Here is a 14657-nt window from a genome sequence, read left to right on the forward strand (position 1 = left end):
AGTATTATCCGGTATTAGACCCCGTTTCCAGGGCTTGTCCCAGAGTGAAGGGCAGATTGCCCACGTGTTACTCACCCGTTCGCCACTAATCCACCCCGAAGGGCTTCATCGTTCGACTTGCATGTGTTAAGCACGCCGCCAGCGTTCGTCCTGAGCCAGGATCAAACTCTCCGTGAATGTTTTCCCGTAATCGGGACGACACCACGAGAGCGGAACCCCCCGAGGAATAATCGGAAGGTTCACAGCGTCCTCGCTGTGCGCCTGCCAGGCAGAACCCGGCAGGACTTTTTCAAAGGAACCTCGCCCCAGCCGATCGGCCGGAGACGGGGTATCAACATATCTGGCGTTGATTTTTGGCACGCTGTTGAGTTCTCAAGGAACGGACGCTTCCTTTGTACTCACCCGAGAGACTCTCTCAGGCTTTCCTCCGGGCGCTTCCCTTCGGTCTTGCGTTTCCGACTCTATCAGACTCTTTCGTGTCCGATTTCCTCGGCGCTTTCCAGGTTTCCGCTTTCGCGTTTCCCTTTCCGGCGGTTCCGACTTTATCAGAAGTTTTCGGCCGGACTAACCGGCGGTCATTTCTGAATCATCGGGAGGGGCTTCTCCGAAATCGATGAATCATCGACCGTTTCAGGAAGCAGACAGACGCTAACCGCTGCCACCGGAGCTTGTCCAGTTCTAGGCAACTGTTCGAATCTACCTCCCCACTCGCTCCGTGTCAACGGCTCCCGTGGGGCGAAGAGGAGACTAGCAGGTCAGCAGACCCGCACGCACATCAGGCAGCAGTCGGAAGAGTGGCGCTGCGCTCCGACTCGTCGACGTCACCCGTGTCGCCGGCCCGTGCCGCGCGTCCGCCGAGGACATAGACGTACGCGAGGAAGGCCAGTTCGGCCGTGATTCCGATGCCTATACGGGTCCAGGTGGGAAGGCCGGACGGCGTGACGAAGCCTTCGATGGCGCCTGAGACGAAGAGGATGATGGCCAGGCCTATCGCCATGCCCAGGGCGGCTCGGCCCTCTTCGGCGAGGGCGGTGCGACGGGAGCGGGGGCCCGGGTCGATGACGGTCCAGCCGAGTCGCAGACCTGTGCCCGCGGCGACGAAGACGGCGGTCAGCTCGAGAAGGCCATGCGGGAGAACGAGTCCCAAGAAGGTGTCGAGACGACCGGCCGAGGACATCAGACCGATGCCGACCCCCAGGTTGAGCATGTTCTGAAAGAGGATCCAGAGGACCGGGATGCCCAGGAAGACACCCAGGACCAGGCACATCGCGGCGGCCTGGGCGTTGTTCGTCCACACCTGGGCCGCGAAAGAGGTGGCGGGGTGACTGGAGTAGTACGTCTCGTACTGGCCGCCCGGGCGGGTCAGGTCGCGCAGTTCGCTGGGGGCCGCGATCGAGGACTGGACCTCGGGATGGGTACCGATCCACCACCCCATGAGGGCCGCTATCGCGGTGGAGAGGAGCGCTGTGGGGACCCACCAGTGGCGCGAGCGGTAGACCGCCGCCGGGAAACCGTGCGTCAGGAAGCGGGTGACATCGCGCCACGAGGCGCGGCGGCTGCCTGTCACCGCACTACGCGCGCGTGCCACGAGCTGGCTGAGGCGACCGGTCAGCTGAGGGTCCGGGGCGCTCGACTGGATCAGCGAGAGGTGGGTGGCCGTGCGTTGATAGAGGGCGACGAGTTCGTCGGCTTCGGCTCCGTTGAGGCGGCGCTGGCGGCGCAGCAGGGCGTCGAGCCTGTCCCACTCTGCGCGGTGGGCGGACACGAAGACATCGAGGTCCATCGGGTCGGCTGCTCCTCGGCTGCTCGTCGTGAGTGTCAGCTTGTCGTACTGCGGCGCGATGTGCGCTCAGCTTGGCAGACTGGCCCTCCTCGGGGCAGGCAGGGGAAGGACAACGAGCGTGAGTGAGCTAGTGACGGGCGAGGCGGTGGCGCTGGAGCTGCGCCCCGCGAAGCTGCCGAGCCGGGCGCTGGCCGTCTTGCTCGACCTGGCCGTGGCCATCGCCGTCTACGTCATCGTGACCATCGTTCTGATCGCTTCGACGGCCGGCCTGGATGACGCGGCACAGCTCGCGGTCTCGATCGCGAGCTTCCTTCTGGTGCTCGTGGGCGGACCGATCGCGGTGGAGACCCTCAGCCACGGCCGTTCGCTGGGGAAACTTGCGTGCGGGCTGCGGGTGGTGCGGGACGACGGGGGACCCATCCGGTTCCGGCATGCGCTGGTGCGCGGAGCCGTGGGTGTGGTCGAGATTCTGATGACGTTCGGGATCATCGCGTGCATCGCCTCGCTGGTGTCGGCGCGGGGGCGACGGCTCGGTGACGTCTTCGCCGGGACTCTCGTCGTTCGGGAACGGATTCCGGTGGGGCGGATGCCGTATGTCCCTCCGCCGCCGCATTGGCTCGCCGGGCGGTTCTCCGAGCTCGATCTGTCGGCGGTTCCGGACGGGTTGTGGCTGGCCGTCCGCCAGTACCTGACGCGGATGCAGCAGCTGGATCCCCAGGTCGGTGGTGCGATGGCGGAGCGGCTCGCCTTGGACCTCGTTGCCAGTACAGGCGCTCCGGCGCCGCAGGGGGTTCCGCCGGCCGCGTATTTGGCGGCCGTGGTGCAGGAACGGCAGGCCCGCGAGGTTCGGCGGGCGGTCGGGAGCGGGGCAGTCGGGAGCGGGCCGGTCGGGAGCGGGACGGTCGGGAGCGGGACGGTCGGGAGCGGGACGGTCGGGATCAATCAGCCGGACCCGGCCGGGTACGGCACGGTCGCGGGGGCGGGAGCGATGGGCCACGCGGAGCAGCCACGTCCCCACTCGCAGCCACACCCGTACGCGTCAGGTTCACCGGCTCCGTCAGCAAATCCGGGAACGGCGTCAGAGCAGCCAGGGCAACCGACCGGTCCGCAGGCTGATCAGGCCGGCCGGGCCGCTCGCCCAGCGACCGGCTTCGTGCCGCCCGCCTGAGAAGCCATCCGGGTCGGGTCAGGCGAACACCGACGGCGGTGATTCGAGGTGTTCCAGCTCGATGCCGGGCGCCGCGAGTACGACGTCGCCGGAGATGTGCACGGCGTGCTGCTCCCCCGTGTCCAGGGCTGTGACCTGGTATTCGTCCACGGTCAGGGGGCCGTTGTCAGTGGCGTGTGTTTCTCTTTGGATCAAGGCCCAGGACTGGTCGAGGGTGCGCGGGGCGAGGACCGGGTCGGTGAAGGCGACGAGGCGTACGCGGGTCGCGGAGGCTGAGGGGGTGAGGCGAAGGAGACGGGCGGTGGCGACGAGAAACGCGGGAGAGGTCCCGGTGAAGGCGTGGGCGGCGACATTGCCTTCGGTGGCCTCTGTGCCGGTGGGGTCGGTGCGGACCCAGGTCACTCCGTCGAGCGCGGCCCCGCGGACCTGCCAGCTGGAGGCGTGCAGTTCGAGACGGATGGGGCGGCCGCGTGCGTCGAGGGCGAGGTCGACGGAGCCGCTGTGGTCACCGGAGGGGGTGGTGAGTTGGGAGACGTAGCGCCAGCCAGAGGGGCCGGGCGCGCAGTGGAAGTGTTCTTCAGCGAGGGGGGTGTGATCGTGCGGATCATGGAGCGAATAACGGCCGCGTGGCATGGGCGTTCAGGTCCTCATCGGGGACAGGCCCCCGCCGGGACGGCGAGGGCCTGCTGACATCCGTACGCCGAGCGGTGGTACCGCTGCTCGGCGGGGGTGCTCAGTAGCGGTAGTGGTCCGACTTGTAGGGGCCTTCGACCTCTACGCCGATGTACGAGGCCTGCTCGGGGCGCAGCGTCGTGAGCTTCACGCCGAGCGCGTCGAGGTGGAGGCGGGCGACCTTCTCATCCAGGTGCTTGGGCAGCACATAGACGTCGATCGGGTACTCCTCCGGCTTGGTGAACAGCTCGATCTGGGCCAGGGTCTGGTCCGCGAAGCTGTTGGACATCACGAACGACGGGTGACCGGTCGCGTTGCCCAGGTTCAGCAGACGGCCCTCGGACAGCACGATGATGACCTTGCCGTCCGGGAAGGTCCACGTGTGCACCTGCGGCTTGACCTCGTCCTTGACGATGCCCGGGGTCTTCGCGAGGCCGGCCATGTCGATCTCGTTGTCGAAGTGACCGATGTTGCCGACGATCGCCTGGTGCTTCATCTTGGCCATGTCCGCGGCCATGATGATGTCCTTGTTGCCCGTCGTCGTGACGAAGATGTCCGCCTTGTCGACGACCTCGTCGAGCGTGGTGACCTGGTAGCCGTCCATCGCCGCCTGCAGCGCGCAGATCGGATCGATCTCGGTGATGATCACCCGGGCGCCCTGTCCGCGAAGGGACTCCGCGCAGCCCTTGCCCACGTCGCCGTAGCCGCAGACGACCACGGTCTTGCCGCCGATCAAGGTGTCGGTGGCGCGGTTGATGCCATCGATCAGCGAGTGGCGGCAGCCGTACTTGTTGTCGAACTTCGACTTGGTCACCGCGTCGTTCACGTTGATCGCCGGGAACAGGAGGGTGCCGTCGCGGTGCATCTCGTACAGCCGGTGGACACCGGTCGTGGTCTCCTCCGTCACGCCGCGGATCTCCGAGGCGAGCTGGGTCCACTTCTGCGAGCCCTCAGTGATGGTGCGGTTGAGGAGCTGCAGGACGACGCGGTGCTCGTCGGACTCGGCGGTGTCGACCGAGGGGACCTTGCCGTCCTTCTCGTACTCGACGCCCTTGTGCACCAGGAGGGTCGCGTCACCACCGTCGTCGAGGATCATGTTCGGGCCGCCGGTGGGGGTGTTCGGCCAGGTCAGCGCCTGCTCCGTGCACCACCAGTACTCCTCCAGGGTCTCGCCCTTCCAGGCGAAGACCGGGACGCCCTGCGGGTTCTCGGGCGTACCGTTCGGGCCGACCGCGATCGCGGCGGCGGCGTGGTCCTGGGTGGAAAAGATGTTGCAGGAGGCCCAGCGGACCTCGGCGCCCAGGGCGACCAGGGTCTCGATCAGCACGGCCGTCTGCACCGTCATGTGCAGCGAACCGGTGACACGGGCGCCCGCCAGCGGCTGCGCCTCGGCGTACTCCTTGCGGATCGACATCAGGCCGGGCATCTCGTGCTCGGCGAGGGTGATCTCCTTACGGCCGAAGGCGGCCAGGGAGAGGTCGGCGACCTTGAAGTCCTGTCGGTTGTCGACAGTCGTCATTGCGAGCTGCTCCTAGGGATTGGGGCGACGTGAATACGGCTGGTCTGCGCGGCGGCGGGCATACGCATGCCCGAACGGGACACGGACGTGCCCGAGCAGGGCACAGGCGTGCCTGGTGCGCGCAGCGCAGTCCGTCGGAGGCCCTCTCTCCCTCGGCCGGTCCGCGGTGGGACCGCCCGACCGCCATCAGCAGCGACGTCTGGCTCAGTCACCAAGCTACACCGGTGGGCCCGGCCCTCCCCAGTCCGCCTCCGGACAGGGAGCTGTCGCGGGCGCGGGCAGCGGGCCCGTGACGTGTCCTCGAGACGTGGGGCCCTCGCCGTGCCTTCACAGGAAACGGCTAGCCTCTGCGCGCGCGGGGGTGCCGTGCGGGAAGGGGACAGGGATGCGTAAGAGGCGAGGGCTGGCGGTCGCGGCGTGGGTGCTGGGGCCGTTGGGGCTGGCCATACTCGTCGGCTCACTGCTGTATGTGCGGTTGGCCTATACGGGGGTCACGGTGGCGGGCGAGGGCATGGCGCCCACCTACACCATCGGCCAGCGGCTGGTCGTGGAGCGGATGGACGGCGACGAGGTCCGTCGGGGGGATGTGGTGCTGTACGACGTGCCCGAGAGGCACATGAGGGGAGCCGTGTTGCAGCGCGTGATCGCAGTGGGCGGCGACCACATCGTGTGCTGTGGAGGCGACGGGGCGGACGAGGTGATCACGGTCAATGGGAGGGCGCTCGACGAGCCGTATGTCAAGGACGGCATCGCCGACGGGGCGCATCGGCCGTACGACGTGAGAGTGCCGGCCGGGCGGCTGTTCCTGATGGGCGACCACCGCGTGAACTCGAACGACTCACGCTTCCACCAGAGCGAGCCCCATCAGGGCACGGTGGCGAACGGGGCCGTGCTCGGCCGGGTGGTCGACGGTTTCGGCGGGGCCGGGGTGTGGATCGCGGTGGCGCTGTTCGGGCTCGTCCTCGCGGTCGCCGGGCTCGGCTTCGGGATCGCCGCCCTGGTCGTACGGCGGCAGAGGCGGCCCGCCATGCCTCCGTGGCCCGTAGGGGTGTGAACGGGCCGCGGGGCCCGCCTGAGGATCAGGCGGGCCCCGCGGCGTACAAGCGAGAAAGATCAGTGTTCGGTCGTCTGGGCAGGGCCGCCGGGGGTCGCCTCGCGGTCCGGGCCCTTCGCCGCTTCGGCCTCGCTGTAGATGTCCGGCTCAAGGTAGATCACGCGGGCGATCGGGACGGCGGTGCGGATGCGGGTTTCGGCGGCGTTGATCGCGGAGGCGACCTCGGCGGCCGTGTCGTCGTGCTGGACGGCGATCTTGGCGGCGATCAGCAGCTCCTCCGGGCCGAGGTGGAGGGTGCGCATGTGGATGATGCCGGTGACGGTGTCGCCGTCGACGATGGCGTCCTCGATCTTCTTGACCTCGTCGGTACCCGCGGCCTCGCCCAGCAGGAGGGACTTGGTCTCGGCGGCGAGGACCAGCGCGATCAGGATGAGCAGGATGCCGATGCAGAGCGTGCCGATGCCGTCCCAGACGCCGTCGTCGGTGAGCAGGGCGAGGCTGACGCCGCCGAGGGCGAGGACCAGACCGATGAGCGCGCCGAAGTCCTCCAGGAGGACGACCGGCAGTTCGGGGGCCTTGGCGCGGCGGATGAACTGCGCCCAGGAGTGCGTGCCTCGCAGCTCGTTGGACTCCTTGATGGCCGTACGGAAGGAGAAGCCCTCGGCGATGATCGCGAACACCAGAACGCCCACCGGCCAGTACCAGTGTTCGATCTGGTGCGGGTGCTTGATCTTCTCGTAGCCCTCGTAGACGGCGAACATGCCGCCGACCGAGAAGAGGACGATCGAGACGAGGAAGGCGTAGATGTAGCGCTCGCGGCCGTAGCCGAAGGGGTGCTGCGGGGTCGCCGCGCGCTGCGCCTTCTTGCCGCCGATCAGGAGCAGGGCCTGGTTGCCGGAGTCGGCGAGCGAGTGGACGCCCTCGGCGAGCATCGAGGACGAGCCGCTGAAGGCGAAGGCCACGAACTTCGATGCCGCGATCGCGAGGTTGGCGCCGAGTGCCGCCACGATCGCCTTGGTGCCGCCTGACGCGCTCATGTGTCCGGGGTGTCCCTTCGCCTTCGCCTCTGTCCGCCGCCCGGCCTTTGCCAGGCCTTTGCGACGGGCCATTGTTGCAGCCCGGTCCGACGACGGCGCGTCAGGCCACCACCGTCAGCACGTCAGGCCACTACTGTCGCACGGAAAACCATGCCATTCCCGGACAGTTCGACCTTTTCGCCTGCCGGTACGAAGGCCGACCGGCCGGGGGTCAGCTCGATGCCGTCCGCGCGGACGGAACCCGCGGTGCAGAGCAGGATCTGCGGGGTCTCGCGCGTGAGGTGCCGCGGGGCGGCGCCCTCGGCCAGGGCATACCGGGAGAGGCGGAACTCGTCGATCGGGGTCTCGTAGACCTCCTCGCCGTCCGGGGAGGCCTCCGGGCGCAGGACGCCGGGGTCGCTCGCCTCGAAGCGGACGACGCGCAGAAGTTCGGGGACGTCGACGTGCTTGGGGGTCAGGCCGCAGCGCAGGACGTTGTCGGAGTTGGCCATGATCTCGACGCCGAGGCCGTTGAGGTAGGCGTGCGGGATGCCCGCGCCGAGGAACAGGGCCTCGCCGGGCTGCAGTTGGACGTAGTTGAGCAGCAGGGCGGCGATCACTCCGGGGTCGCCGGGGTAGTGGTGGGCGAGGTCGGCGTACGGGGCGTAGGCACCGCCGAGGCGGGCGCAGGCGGCCGCGGCCTCGGTGACCGTACGGGCCATGTCGTCGGGGTCGGCGCTCAGTACCGCCGTCAGGACCTCCCGCAGCGCCGCCTCCTCGGGGTGCGCGTGCAGCAGGTCGACGTACGGCTTGAGAGAGTCGACGTCGAGGCCCGCGAGCAGGTCGGCGGCCTCGTCGGGGGCGCGGAAACCGCACAGGCCGTCGAACTCCGTGAGTGCGCAGATCAGTTCGGGCTTGTGGTTGGCGTCCTTGTAGTTGCGGTGCGGGGCGTCGATCGGGACGCCGCGGCGCTCCTCGTCCTCGTACCCCTCCTTCGCCTGCTCCAGGTTCGGGTGCACCTGGAGGGAGAGGGGGGCGCCGGCGGCGAGGATCTTCAGCAGGAACGGCAGGCGGGGGCCGAATTTGGCGACCGTCGCGCGGCCGAGTTCCTTCTCGGGGTCCTCGTCGATGATCTGGTCGAGCGGACCGCGCGCGGTGCGCGAGGGCGCGCCCGGGTGGGCGCCCATCCACATCTCCGCCTGCGGCTGACCGGTCGGCTCCACGCCGAGCAGCCTCGGGATGGCGGTCGTCGAACCCCAGGCGTAGGGGCGGATGGTGTTGTCCAGGCGGTCCATACGAGTCTCTGCGGTCCTTCTGGGTGCGACGCGGCTCTTGCCTCCGCGTACGAAGGTCAGGGTGTGGAATCTCCGCGCATGAGGTCAGGTGTCGGAGTCAAGATCAGGCCCCCGAAGCGAGCGCCAGGTAAACGGCCGCGAAATCCGTGATGGCGATCAGTTCGGAGAGGGACTCCAGCTCGCCGCCCTCCTCGGGTTCGAGCTCGCTGATCGCGGTGTCGTGGCTCAGCGCCAGTTCCCGGGCGGCGGGCGCCGCGCTGATTCCGCCGATCGGGCGGTCACGGAGCAGCACCACGCGCGCGTGCAGCACCTGGGCCTCCTCGACGCGGTCGCGGAAGAAGTCCTCGGGGTCGGCGCCCGCGGCGAGCGCGCCCGCGAGCAGCACGCTGTGGGAGGCGAGCGCCTCGGGGAGTTCGGCGGTGAGCGCGGGGCGGCCCGCCAGCTCGGCGAGCGCGGCCGTGAAGCGGCGGCCCGCGGGGCCTGCGGAGGTGCCCTCCGTCCAGATCACCGGAAGAGCCTCGGCCAGCTCGACGGCGAGGGTCTTGGCGGGGTTGCTGTACGTCGCGATGGCCGGACCGCAGCGCTCGGCGATGTGGTCGAGGCGGTCGGCGACCTTCTGCAGGGCTTCGGGCGGCGCCGTGAGCAGTCCGGTGCGGTCGAGGAGGGCCAGCAGCGGGGTGAGCAGCGCCCAGAGGACTCCGGGGGCGGAGGCCGCCAGCGGTTCGTCCTCCTCGTACGGGGCGGTCGCCATCGGTACGAAGAGGCCGTGCGCGCCGTCCACCGACTCGGTCAGTGGGGAGCGGGCCGGGGCCACGGCGGCGACGGTGCAGCCGCGCCGATATGCCTGCTCGACCAAAAGGTCGAGTCCGGGTTCGGTGCCGTCGGGCGTGGCGATCAGGAGGAGGTCGACGGGCCCCGCCCAGCCGGGCAGCTCCCAGCGCAGGGCGCCCGCCGCGGGGGCGACGCCGGTCGGGGTGAGACGGGTCAGCGGGCAGCTCGCTCCGACGAGGGTGCCGAGCAGTTCGGCGACGCCGGTGGCGGCCATGCCGGGGCCCGCGATCAGGACGGCGCGCGGGCGGCCGTCCGACTTCAGCTCCGGGACACCGGCCTCGTTGGCGTGCCGGACCGCGGTGCGGACCCGGGCGCCGGCTTCCGCCGCGCCGCGGAGCAGGGCGCGCCGGTCGGCGCGAGCGAGCGCGTCTGGGTCGTCGAGCAGCGATTCGTCGAGCATGGGGTCGGGAGCCTCCGATCGCCGGGGGTCGCTTTCGCGGGGGTCGCGGGTCGCCTTGCCGCCGGTGGGTCGCTTGCGGGGGCGGCTGCGTCGCTGTCGCTTGGGCGGGGTTGTTGCTGCCTCGCTGTCGTGTGTGCCGGGCAGCCGCCTCGCTGTCGGTTACGCGGGGCGGCGGGCCTCGTCCACGAGGAGTACCGGGATGCCGTCCCGCACGGGGTAGGCGAGGCCGCAGTCCGCTCCCGTGCAGATCAGCTCGGTCTCCTGCTCCTTGAGCGGGGCGTGGCAGGCCGGGCAGGCGAGGATCTCCAAGAGGCCGGCTTCGAGCGGCATGGGGTGTCCTTTCGAACGGGTGGATGCGGCCTGGTCAGGGTACCGCTGCGGGGGCGGGGGCGCCGGGGCCGTGGGGCGGGATTCATGAGTGAACGGGGGTTGGTGTGGGCGTCGGGGTTTTCGCCCCCTCCGCCCCTGCCCGTCCCCTACCCGGGGGCCGAGCCCCCGGATCCCCTCATCGCGCTTCGCGCTCGTCCTCAAGCGCCGGACGGGCTAAAACATCAGCTTCGGATGATTTCCAGTACCTCGTCCCGCACCTTCCCCATCGTCGCCTCGTCTCGCGCCTCCGCGTTCAGGCGCAGCAGGGGCTCCGTGTTGGAGGGGCGGACGTTGAACCACCAGTTCTCGGCGGTGACGGTGAGGCCGTCGAGTTCGTCGAGGGCGACGCCCTCGCGGGCCTCGTACGCGACCTTGATGGCGGCGAGGCGGGCCGTCTGGTCGTCGACGGTGGAGTTGATCTCGCCGGAGCCGACATAGCGGTCGTACTCGGCGACGAGCTCGGAGAGCGGGCCGTCCTGGCCGCCGAGGGCGGCGAGGACGTGGAGGGCGGCCAGCATGCCCGTGTCCGCGTTCCAGAAGTCGCGGAAGTAGTAGTGCGCGGAGTGCTCTCCGCCGAAGATCGCGCCGGTGCGGGCCATCTCGGCCTTGATGAAGGAGTGGCCGACTCGGGTGCGGACCGGCGTGCCGCCGTTCTCCCGGACGACCTCGGGCACCGACCAGGAGGTGATGAGGTTGTGGATGACCATGCCGCTGCCGTGCTTGGCGAGTTCGCGGGAGGCGACCAGGGCGGTGATCGCGGAAGGGGGGACGGGGTCGCCGTGCTCGTCGACGACGAAGCAGCGGTCGGCGTCGCCGTCGAAGGCGATGCCGAGGTCGGCGGCCTCCTCGCGGACGCGCTTTTGGAGGTCGACGATGTTCGCCGGGTCGAGCGGGTTGGCCTCGTGGTGGGGGAACGTGCCGTCCAGCTCGAAGTACATGGGGACGAGGTCGAGGGGCAGGCCGGAGAAGACGGTCGGGACCGTGTGTCCGCCCATGCCGTTGCCCGCGTCGACGACGACCTTCAGGGGACGGATGGAGGTCAGATCGACGAGGGAGCGGAGGTGCGCCGCGTAATCCTCCAACGTGTCCCGCCGAGTGATCGTCCCCGGCGTCGCGTCCGAGGTCGGGGCGGCGGAGTCCAGCCAGGACTCGACAAGTTGGCGGATCTCGGTCAGGCCGGTGTCCTGGCCGACCGGGGCCGCGCCGGCCCGGCACATCTTGATGCCGTTGTACTGGGCGGGGTTGTGCGAGGCCGTGAACATGGCGCCCGGCAGGTCGAACGCGCCCGACGCGTAGTAGAGCTGGTCGGTCGAGCACAGGCCGATCTCGGTCACGTCGACGCCGCGCGCCGCGGCGCCGCGGGCGAAGGCGCGGGACAGACCGGGCGACGAGGGCCGCATGTCGTGCCCGATCACGAGGGCTTCCGCTCCGGTCACCTGGACGAAGGCCGCCCCGAACAACTCGGCCAGCGACTCGTCCCACTGGTCCGGGACCACCCCGCGTACGTCGTACGCCTTCACGAGCTGCGACAGATCAGCAGTCACGGCCAACCCTCCAGAAGTCCACTTCGGTCACCCCAAACTACCCGTCCGGACTGACAGTCCGTGTGCCGCGGCTGAGCGGACGCGGATCCGTGACCTGCGATCCTGTGTCTGTCACCTGGTGGAAACCCACCCGTCTCAGGGCAGCGCCCAATCCAGTACGGGTGAACTCTGCCCCACCACGATCAGACACGTGACCAGCGGCAGCCCGGCGCTCCACGGCAGCACCTTGCGCAGCAGGTGGCCCTCGCGGCCCGCGAGCCCGACCGCCGCGCGCGCGATGGTCAGGTTCTGCGGCAAGATCGTCTTGCCGAGCACACCGCCCGAGCTGTTGGCGGCGGCCAGCAGCTCGGGAGACAGGCCCGACTCCCTCGCCGCCTGCTCCTGGAGTGCACCGAACAGGGCGTTCGCCGACGTGTCGGAACCGGAGACCGCCACGCCGAACCATCACGCAACGGGTGACAAGAAGGCGGCCCCCGCGCCGGCCGTGGCCACGAAGTGGCCGATCGTGGCGGCCTGTCCGGAGAGGTTCATGATGTGGGCGAGGGCGAGCACGGACGTCACGGTGAGGACGGCGAACCTCAACTCGTGCACGGTCGCTTGCCATTCCGTGACCACCACGCGCGCGTGCACCCCGAGGACGACGGCCGTGCACACCACGCCAGCCTCCTGCGCGCCGGGTTGCCCCGGCACGGCGACCAGGGCTGCGGCGCCGTGAAGGAGGCGACGACGTCGGCGAGTTGTGCGGAGACGTGGTTCGAGGCGGCGAACTGAACCGCGGGGAAGGCGACTCCGCACGCCAGGGTGGGCGCCCGGGTCTCGCTCCCGCCCGTCGCCCGACCACCGCTCCTCAACTACGCGCTTCGCGCAACCCCCACTGATGGCGCCGACCGTCGACCAGGCCGACCAGGCCGACCGGACCGAGGGGCACGACGAGGGCCGACAGCGGGGTCTGACGGCCCACTACGGAGGCGACGGAATCCAGCGGCAGGCCGGTGACTTGGGCGAGCGTCACGACCGGCGTGACCATCGCGCCGGGGGCGACCGGCGCGGTGTTGGCGACGAGCGCGGACGACCGGCGTGACCATCGCGCCGAGGGCGACCGGCGCGGTGTTGGCGACGAGCGCGGACGACCGGCGAGCCCATCGCGCCGAGGGCGACCGGCGCGGTGTTGGCGACGAGCGCGGACGACCGCCGCGCGCACCGGGTCGAAGCGGAGCGCGACCAGCATGACCGAGCAGCTCGCGACAGGCGCGCCGAAGCCCGCGAGGGCTTCCAGGAGCGCGCCGAAGCAGAAGGCGACGGCGAGCGCCTGGACGCGCGGGTCGGGTCGTCGGTCAGTCGACCGAACGAGCGGCGCAGGATGTCGAAGTGCCGGGGGGCGGACGGTCATCCGGTACACCCACAGGGCGTTCACGACGATCCACAGGGTGGGGACGATCCGCGGGATGGGAAAGACGCCGAAGACAGCTCCCTGCGCGGCGCTGGAGAGCGGTTGGCCGACCGGCATGCCGGTAACAACGAGCAGGCGACCAGTGCGGCTGCCAGCAGGCCGGTCAGACCCGCTGAGTGGGCCTTCGTGCATACGCCACCCAGCAGGACGAACACGAGGACGAGGGGCAGGGCCGCGGCGAGGGCGGACAGCCGAGCGAGTGGGCGATGTGTTCCAGTTCCTGGACGTACACGGGCGCCTTCCCGGATGTGATGCGGAAAGCGATTTCTCACGGCGACGGACTGGTCGTGTCCGCGATAACTCCGCGTCAGTGGGCGGGCGTCGCTCAGTGATCGACGTACGCATTGCAGCGGGGGTGTGTGCGGTGCGCTCAGTTGTCCGGCGAACGCAGTACCCGCAGGTGGCCGCGGCGCGCGACCTCCGTCGGGTTGGCCGAACGGGTGCCGCCGCCACCGGCCTCGGCGGCGCGCTGCTGCGGACGGGCCGCCTCCCGCACCGCGTTGGCAAGCGCTTCCAGATCGTCGCCGCTGGGACGGGAGGGAGCGGAGGCATCGGCGAGCCGGACGACCTCCCAGCCGCGCGGCGCGGTGAGGCGCTCGGAGTGCTCGGCGCACAGGTCGTAGCAGTGGGGTTCGGCGTAGGTGGCGAGCGGGCCGAGGACCGCGGTCGAGTCGGCGTAGACGTACGTCAGCGTCGCGACGGCGGGACGGCCGCAAGCGGTGCGCGAACAGCGACGTACAGGGCTCACGATGTTGGACGGTACCGCACTCTTGAGCGGGCCGCGACGACTCTCCCCCAGGTCACCCCACCGTGTCGTGCTGTGACACCGCCCACATGAATCCCCGGGCATTCCGCCCTGACCTGGGGCGACATCGGGTGACGAGATGCCGAACAGACCTGAATCCGGTCACCACTTGGTGCAAACCACGTCAATTGCCATGTGAGCGACGGTCTTGGAGGGATACGGAATCGAGCCCAAGCTTGGCTGGAATGGTCATCGAGCGACATCCGGGAAGGTCGCCCGGCTCCCTGCGGCCGGTCCGTGGGCAGCCGCGTGGGGACCGGGCGGCGCGGCGGCCCGGGGACTACGCTTCGCAGGTGATGGACAACCCCGTACCGCCCCGCGCCGCCGCACCCGGGCCCCGCCGTCGTGACCGCCATGGCAGGGGCATGCGTGGCCCCGTCGCGCCGCCCCAGGTGCCGCTCGCCGCGAGCCGCGCCGAGGTGTTCGCGGACCTGGTGCAGGACTCGGTGGAACGGCTGGAGCGGCGCTGGCCGCAGCTGGCCGACATCGACTTCATGGTCCTCGAAGTCCCTCGCCTGGAAGGCTCGGGCGAGGGCTGGAGCGACGAGGCGGTGCCCCTGGGCGGCACGATCCCGGCGCGCGAGGGCCGTCCCGCGCGCGTGGTCGTCTACCGCCGCCCCGTCGAGATCCGCACCAAGGGCCGCGACGAGCGCGCCGCCCTGGTGCACGAGGTCGTCGTGGAGCAGGTCGCGGAGCTGCTGGGGCTGACACCGGAGACGGTGGATCCGCGGTACGGCGAGGACTGAGGGCC

13 protein-coding genes, 1 rRNA gene and 1 pseudogene are annotated in these 14657 nt (G+C 70.0%); 4 read left to right on the top strand and 11 right to left on the bottom strand.

Going from position 1 to position 14657, the window contains the following annotated elements; all coding sequences use genetic code 11:
- Both AB0D27_RS13130 and AB0D27_RS13135 read right to left on the bottom strand, forming a co-directional pair.
- Nucleotides 1–177: ribosomal RNA gene (locus tag AB0D27_RS13130) — 16S ribosomal RNA — on the bottom strand; the annotation flags it as partial.
- A 598-nt stretch (nt 178–775) separates the two neighbouring features.
- On the bottom strand, nt 776–1783 hold the full coding sequence (locus AB0D27_RS13135; RefSeq protein ID WP_362506451.1) for a stage II sporulation protein M: 1008 nt from the start codon (nt 1781–1783) through the stop codon (nt 776–778).
- A 118-nt stretch (nt 1784–1901) separates the two neighbouring features.
- Between AB0D27_RS13135 and AB0D27_RS13140 the strand changes: the two genes are divergently transcribed.
- The gene (locus AB0D27_RS13140) at nt 1902–2951 is read left to right on the top strand and encodes an RDD family protein (RefSeq protein ID WP_362506454.1); all 1050 of its coding nucleotides are present in this window, start codon (nt 1902–1904) and stop codon (nt 2949–2951) included.
- An 18-nt stretch (nt 2952–2969) separates the two neighbouring features.
- On the opposite strand, the gene AB0D27_RS13145 is transcribed toward AB0D27_RS13140, so the two are convergent.
- On the bottom strand, nt 2970–3584 hold the full coding sequence (locus AB0D27_RS13145; RefSeq protein WP_362506457.1) for a hypothetical protein: 615 nt from the start codon (nt 3582–3584) through the stop codon (nt 2970–2972).
- 100 nt (nt 3585–3684) lie between these two features.
- On the bottom strand, nt 3685–5142 hold the full coding sequence (gene ahcY, locus AB0D27_RS13150) for an adenosylhomocysteinase (RefSeq protein ID WP_362506460.1): 1458 nt from the start codon (nt 5140–5142) through the stop codon (nt 3685–3687).
- 385 nt (nt 5143–5527) lie between these two features.
- Here ahcY and lepB point away from each other — a divergent pair, with 385 nt between their 5' ends.
- Complete coding sequence (gene lepB, locus AB0D27_RS13155; RefSeq protein WP_362506463.1) at nt 5528–6196, top strand: signal peptidase I; 669 nt, start codon at nt 5528–5530, stop codon at nt 6194–6196.
- Between the two features lie 59 nt (nt 6197–6255).
- Here lepB and AB0D27_RS13160 read toward each other — a convergent pair whose 3' ends face one another.
- The 6 genes and pseudogenes from AB0D27_RS13160 to AB0D27_RS13185 all read right to left on the bottom strand — a co-directional run bounded on the left by AB0D27_RS13160 (nt 6256) and on the right by AB0D27_RS13185 (nt 13233).
- Nucleotides 6256–7233 carry a cation diffusion facilitator family transporter gene (locus AB0D27_RS13160; RefSeq protein ID WP_362506466.1) on the bottom strand — a complete coding sequence of 326 codons (978 nt, stop codon included), beginning with the start codon at nt 7231–7233 and terminating at the stop codon, nt 6256–6258.
- Between the two features lie 122 nt (nt 7234–7355).
- Nucleotides 7356–8507 carry a mannose-6-phosphate isomerase, class I gene (gene manA / locus AB0D27_RS13165; RefSeq protein ID WP_362506468.1) on the bottom strand — a complete coding sequence of 384 codons (1152 nt, stop codon included), beginning with the start codon at nt 8505–8507 and terminating at the stop codon, nt 7356–7358.
- 103 nt (nt 8508–8610) lie between these two features.
- Nucleotides 8611–9738, bottom strand: coding sequence for an SIS domain-containing protein (locus AB0D27_RS13170; protein ID WP_362506471.1), 1128 nt, complete (start codon nt 9736–9738; stop codon nt 8611–8613).
- Between the two features lie 159 nt (nt 9739–9897).
- The gene (locus AB0D27_RS13175) at nt 9898–10068 is read right to left on the bottom strand and encodes a Trm112 family protein (protein WP_078943765.1); all 171 of its coding nucleotides are present in this window, start codon (nt 10066–10068) and stop codon (nt 9898–9900) included.
- Between the two features lie 221 nt (nt 10069–10289).
- Nucleotides 10290–11651 carry a phosphomannomutase/phosphoglucomutase gene (locus AB0D27_RS13180; protein WP_362506474.1) on the bottom strand — a complete coding sequence of 454 codons (1362 nt, stop codon included), beginning with the start codon at nt 11649–11651 and terminating at the stop codon, nt 10290–10292.
- Between the two features lie 135 nt (nt 11652–11786).
- Nucleotides 11787–13233: pseudogene (locus AB0D27_RS13185) on the bottom strand (L-lactate permease).
- Here AB0D27_RS13185 and AB0D27_RS13190 point away from each other — a divergent pair.
- Complete coding sequence (locus AB0D27_RS13190) at nt 13218–13433, top strand: hypothetical protein (RefSeq protein WP_362506477.1); 216 nt, start codon at nt 13218–13220, stop codon at nt 13431–13433. The pseudogene AB0D27_RS13185 and the gene AB0D27_RS13190 sit on opposite strands and share 16 nt — an antisense overlap.
- Before the next feature lie 38 nt (nt 13434–13471).
- On the opposite strand, the gene AB0D27_RS13195 is transcribed toward AB0D27_RS13190, so the two are convergent.
- Complete coding sequence (locus AB0D27_RS13195) at nt 13472–13951, bottom strand: DUF3499 domain-containing protein (protein ID WP_362506480.1); 480 nt, start codon at nt 13949–13951, stop codon at nt 13472–13474.
- Between the two features lie 251 nt (nt 13952–14202).
- Between AB0D27_RS13195 and AB0D27_RS13200 the strand changes: the two genes are divergently transcribed.
- Nucleotides 14203–14652, top strand: coding sequence for a metallopeptidase family protein (locus tag AB0D27_RS13200; RefSeq protein ID WP_362506715.1), 450 nt, complete (start codon nt 14203–14205; stop codon nt 14650–14652).
- Nucleotides 14653–14657 lie beyond the last annotated feature (5 nt).

The sequence above is a fragment of the Streptomyces sp. NPDC048415 genome (genome assembly GCF_040651675.1).
Classification (GTDB): Bacteria; Actinomycetota; Actinomycetes; order Streptomycetales; family Streptomycetaceae; genus Streptomyces.

Coding starts and splice junctions, on each gene's coding strand:
- AB0D27_RS13135 (WP_362506451.1), bottom strand. CDS start 1,783: ATGGACCTCGATGTCTTCGTGTCCGCCCACCGCGCAGAGTGGGACAGG.
- AB0D27_RS13145 (WP_362506457.1), bottom strand. CDS start 3,584: ATGCCACGCGGCCGTTATTCGCTCCATGATCCGCACGATCACACCCCC.
- ahcY (WP_362506460.1), bottom strand. CDS start 5,142: ATGACGACTGTCGACAACCGACAGGACTTCAAGGTCGCCGACCTCTCC.
- lepB (WP_362506463.1), top strand. CDS start 5,528: ATGCGTAAGAGGCGAGGGCTGGCGGTCGCGGCGTGGGTGCTGGGGCCG.
- AB0D27_RS13160 (WP_362506466.1), bottom strand. CDS start 7,233: ATGAGCGCGTCAGGCGGCACCAAGGCGATCGTGGCGGCACTCGGCGCC.
- manA (WP_362506468.1), bottom strand. CDS start 8,507: ATGGACCGCCTGGACAACACCATCCGCCCCTACGCCTGGGGTTCGACG.
- AB0D27_RS13170 (WP_362506471.1), bottom strand. CDS start 9,738: ATGCTCGACGAATCGCTGCTCGACGACCCAGACGCGCTCGCTCGCGCC.
- AB0D27_RS13175 (WP_078943765.1), bottom strand. CDS start 10,068: ATGCCGCTCGAAGCCGGCCTCTTGGAGATCCTCGCCTGCCCGGCCTGC.
- AB0D27_RS13195 (WP_362506480.1), bottom strand. CDS start 13,951: ATGCCCGGGGATTCATGTGGGCGGTGTCACAGCACGACACGGTGGGGT.
- AB0D27_RS13200 (WP_362506715.1), top strand. CDS start 14,203: ATGGACAACCCCGTACCGCCCCGCGCCGCCGCACCCGGGCCCCGCCGT.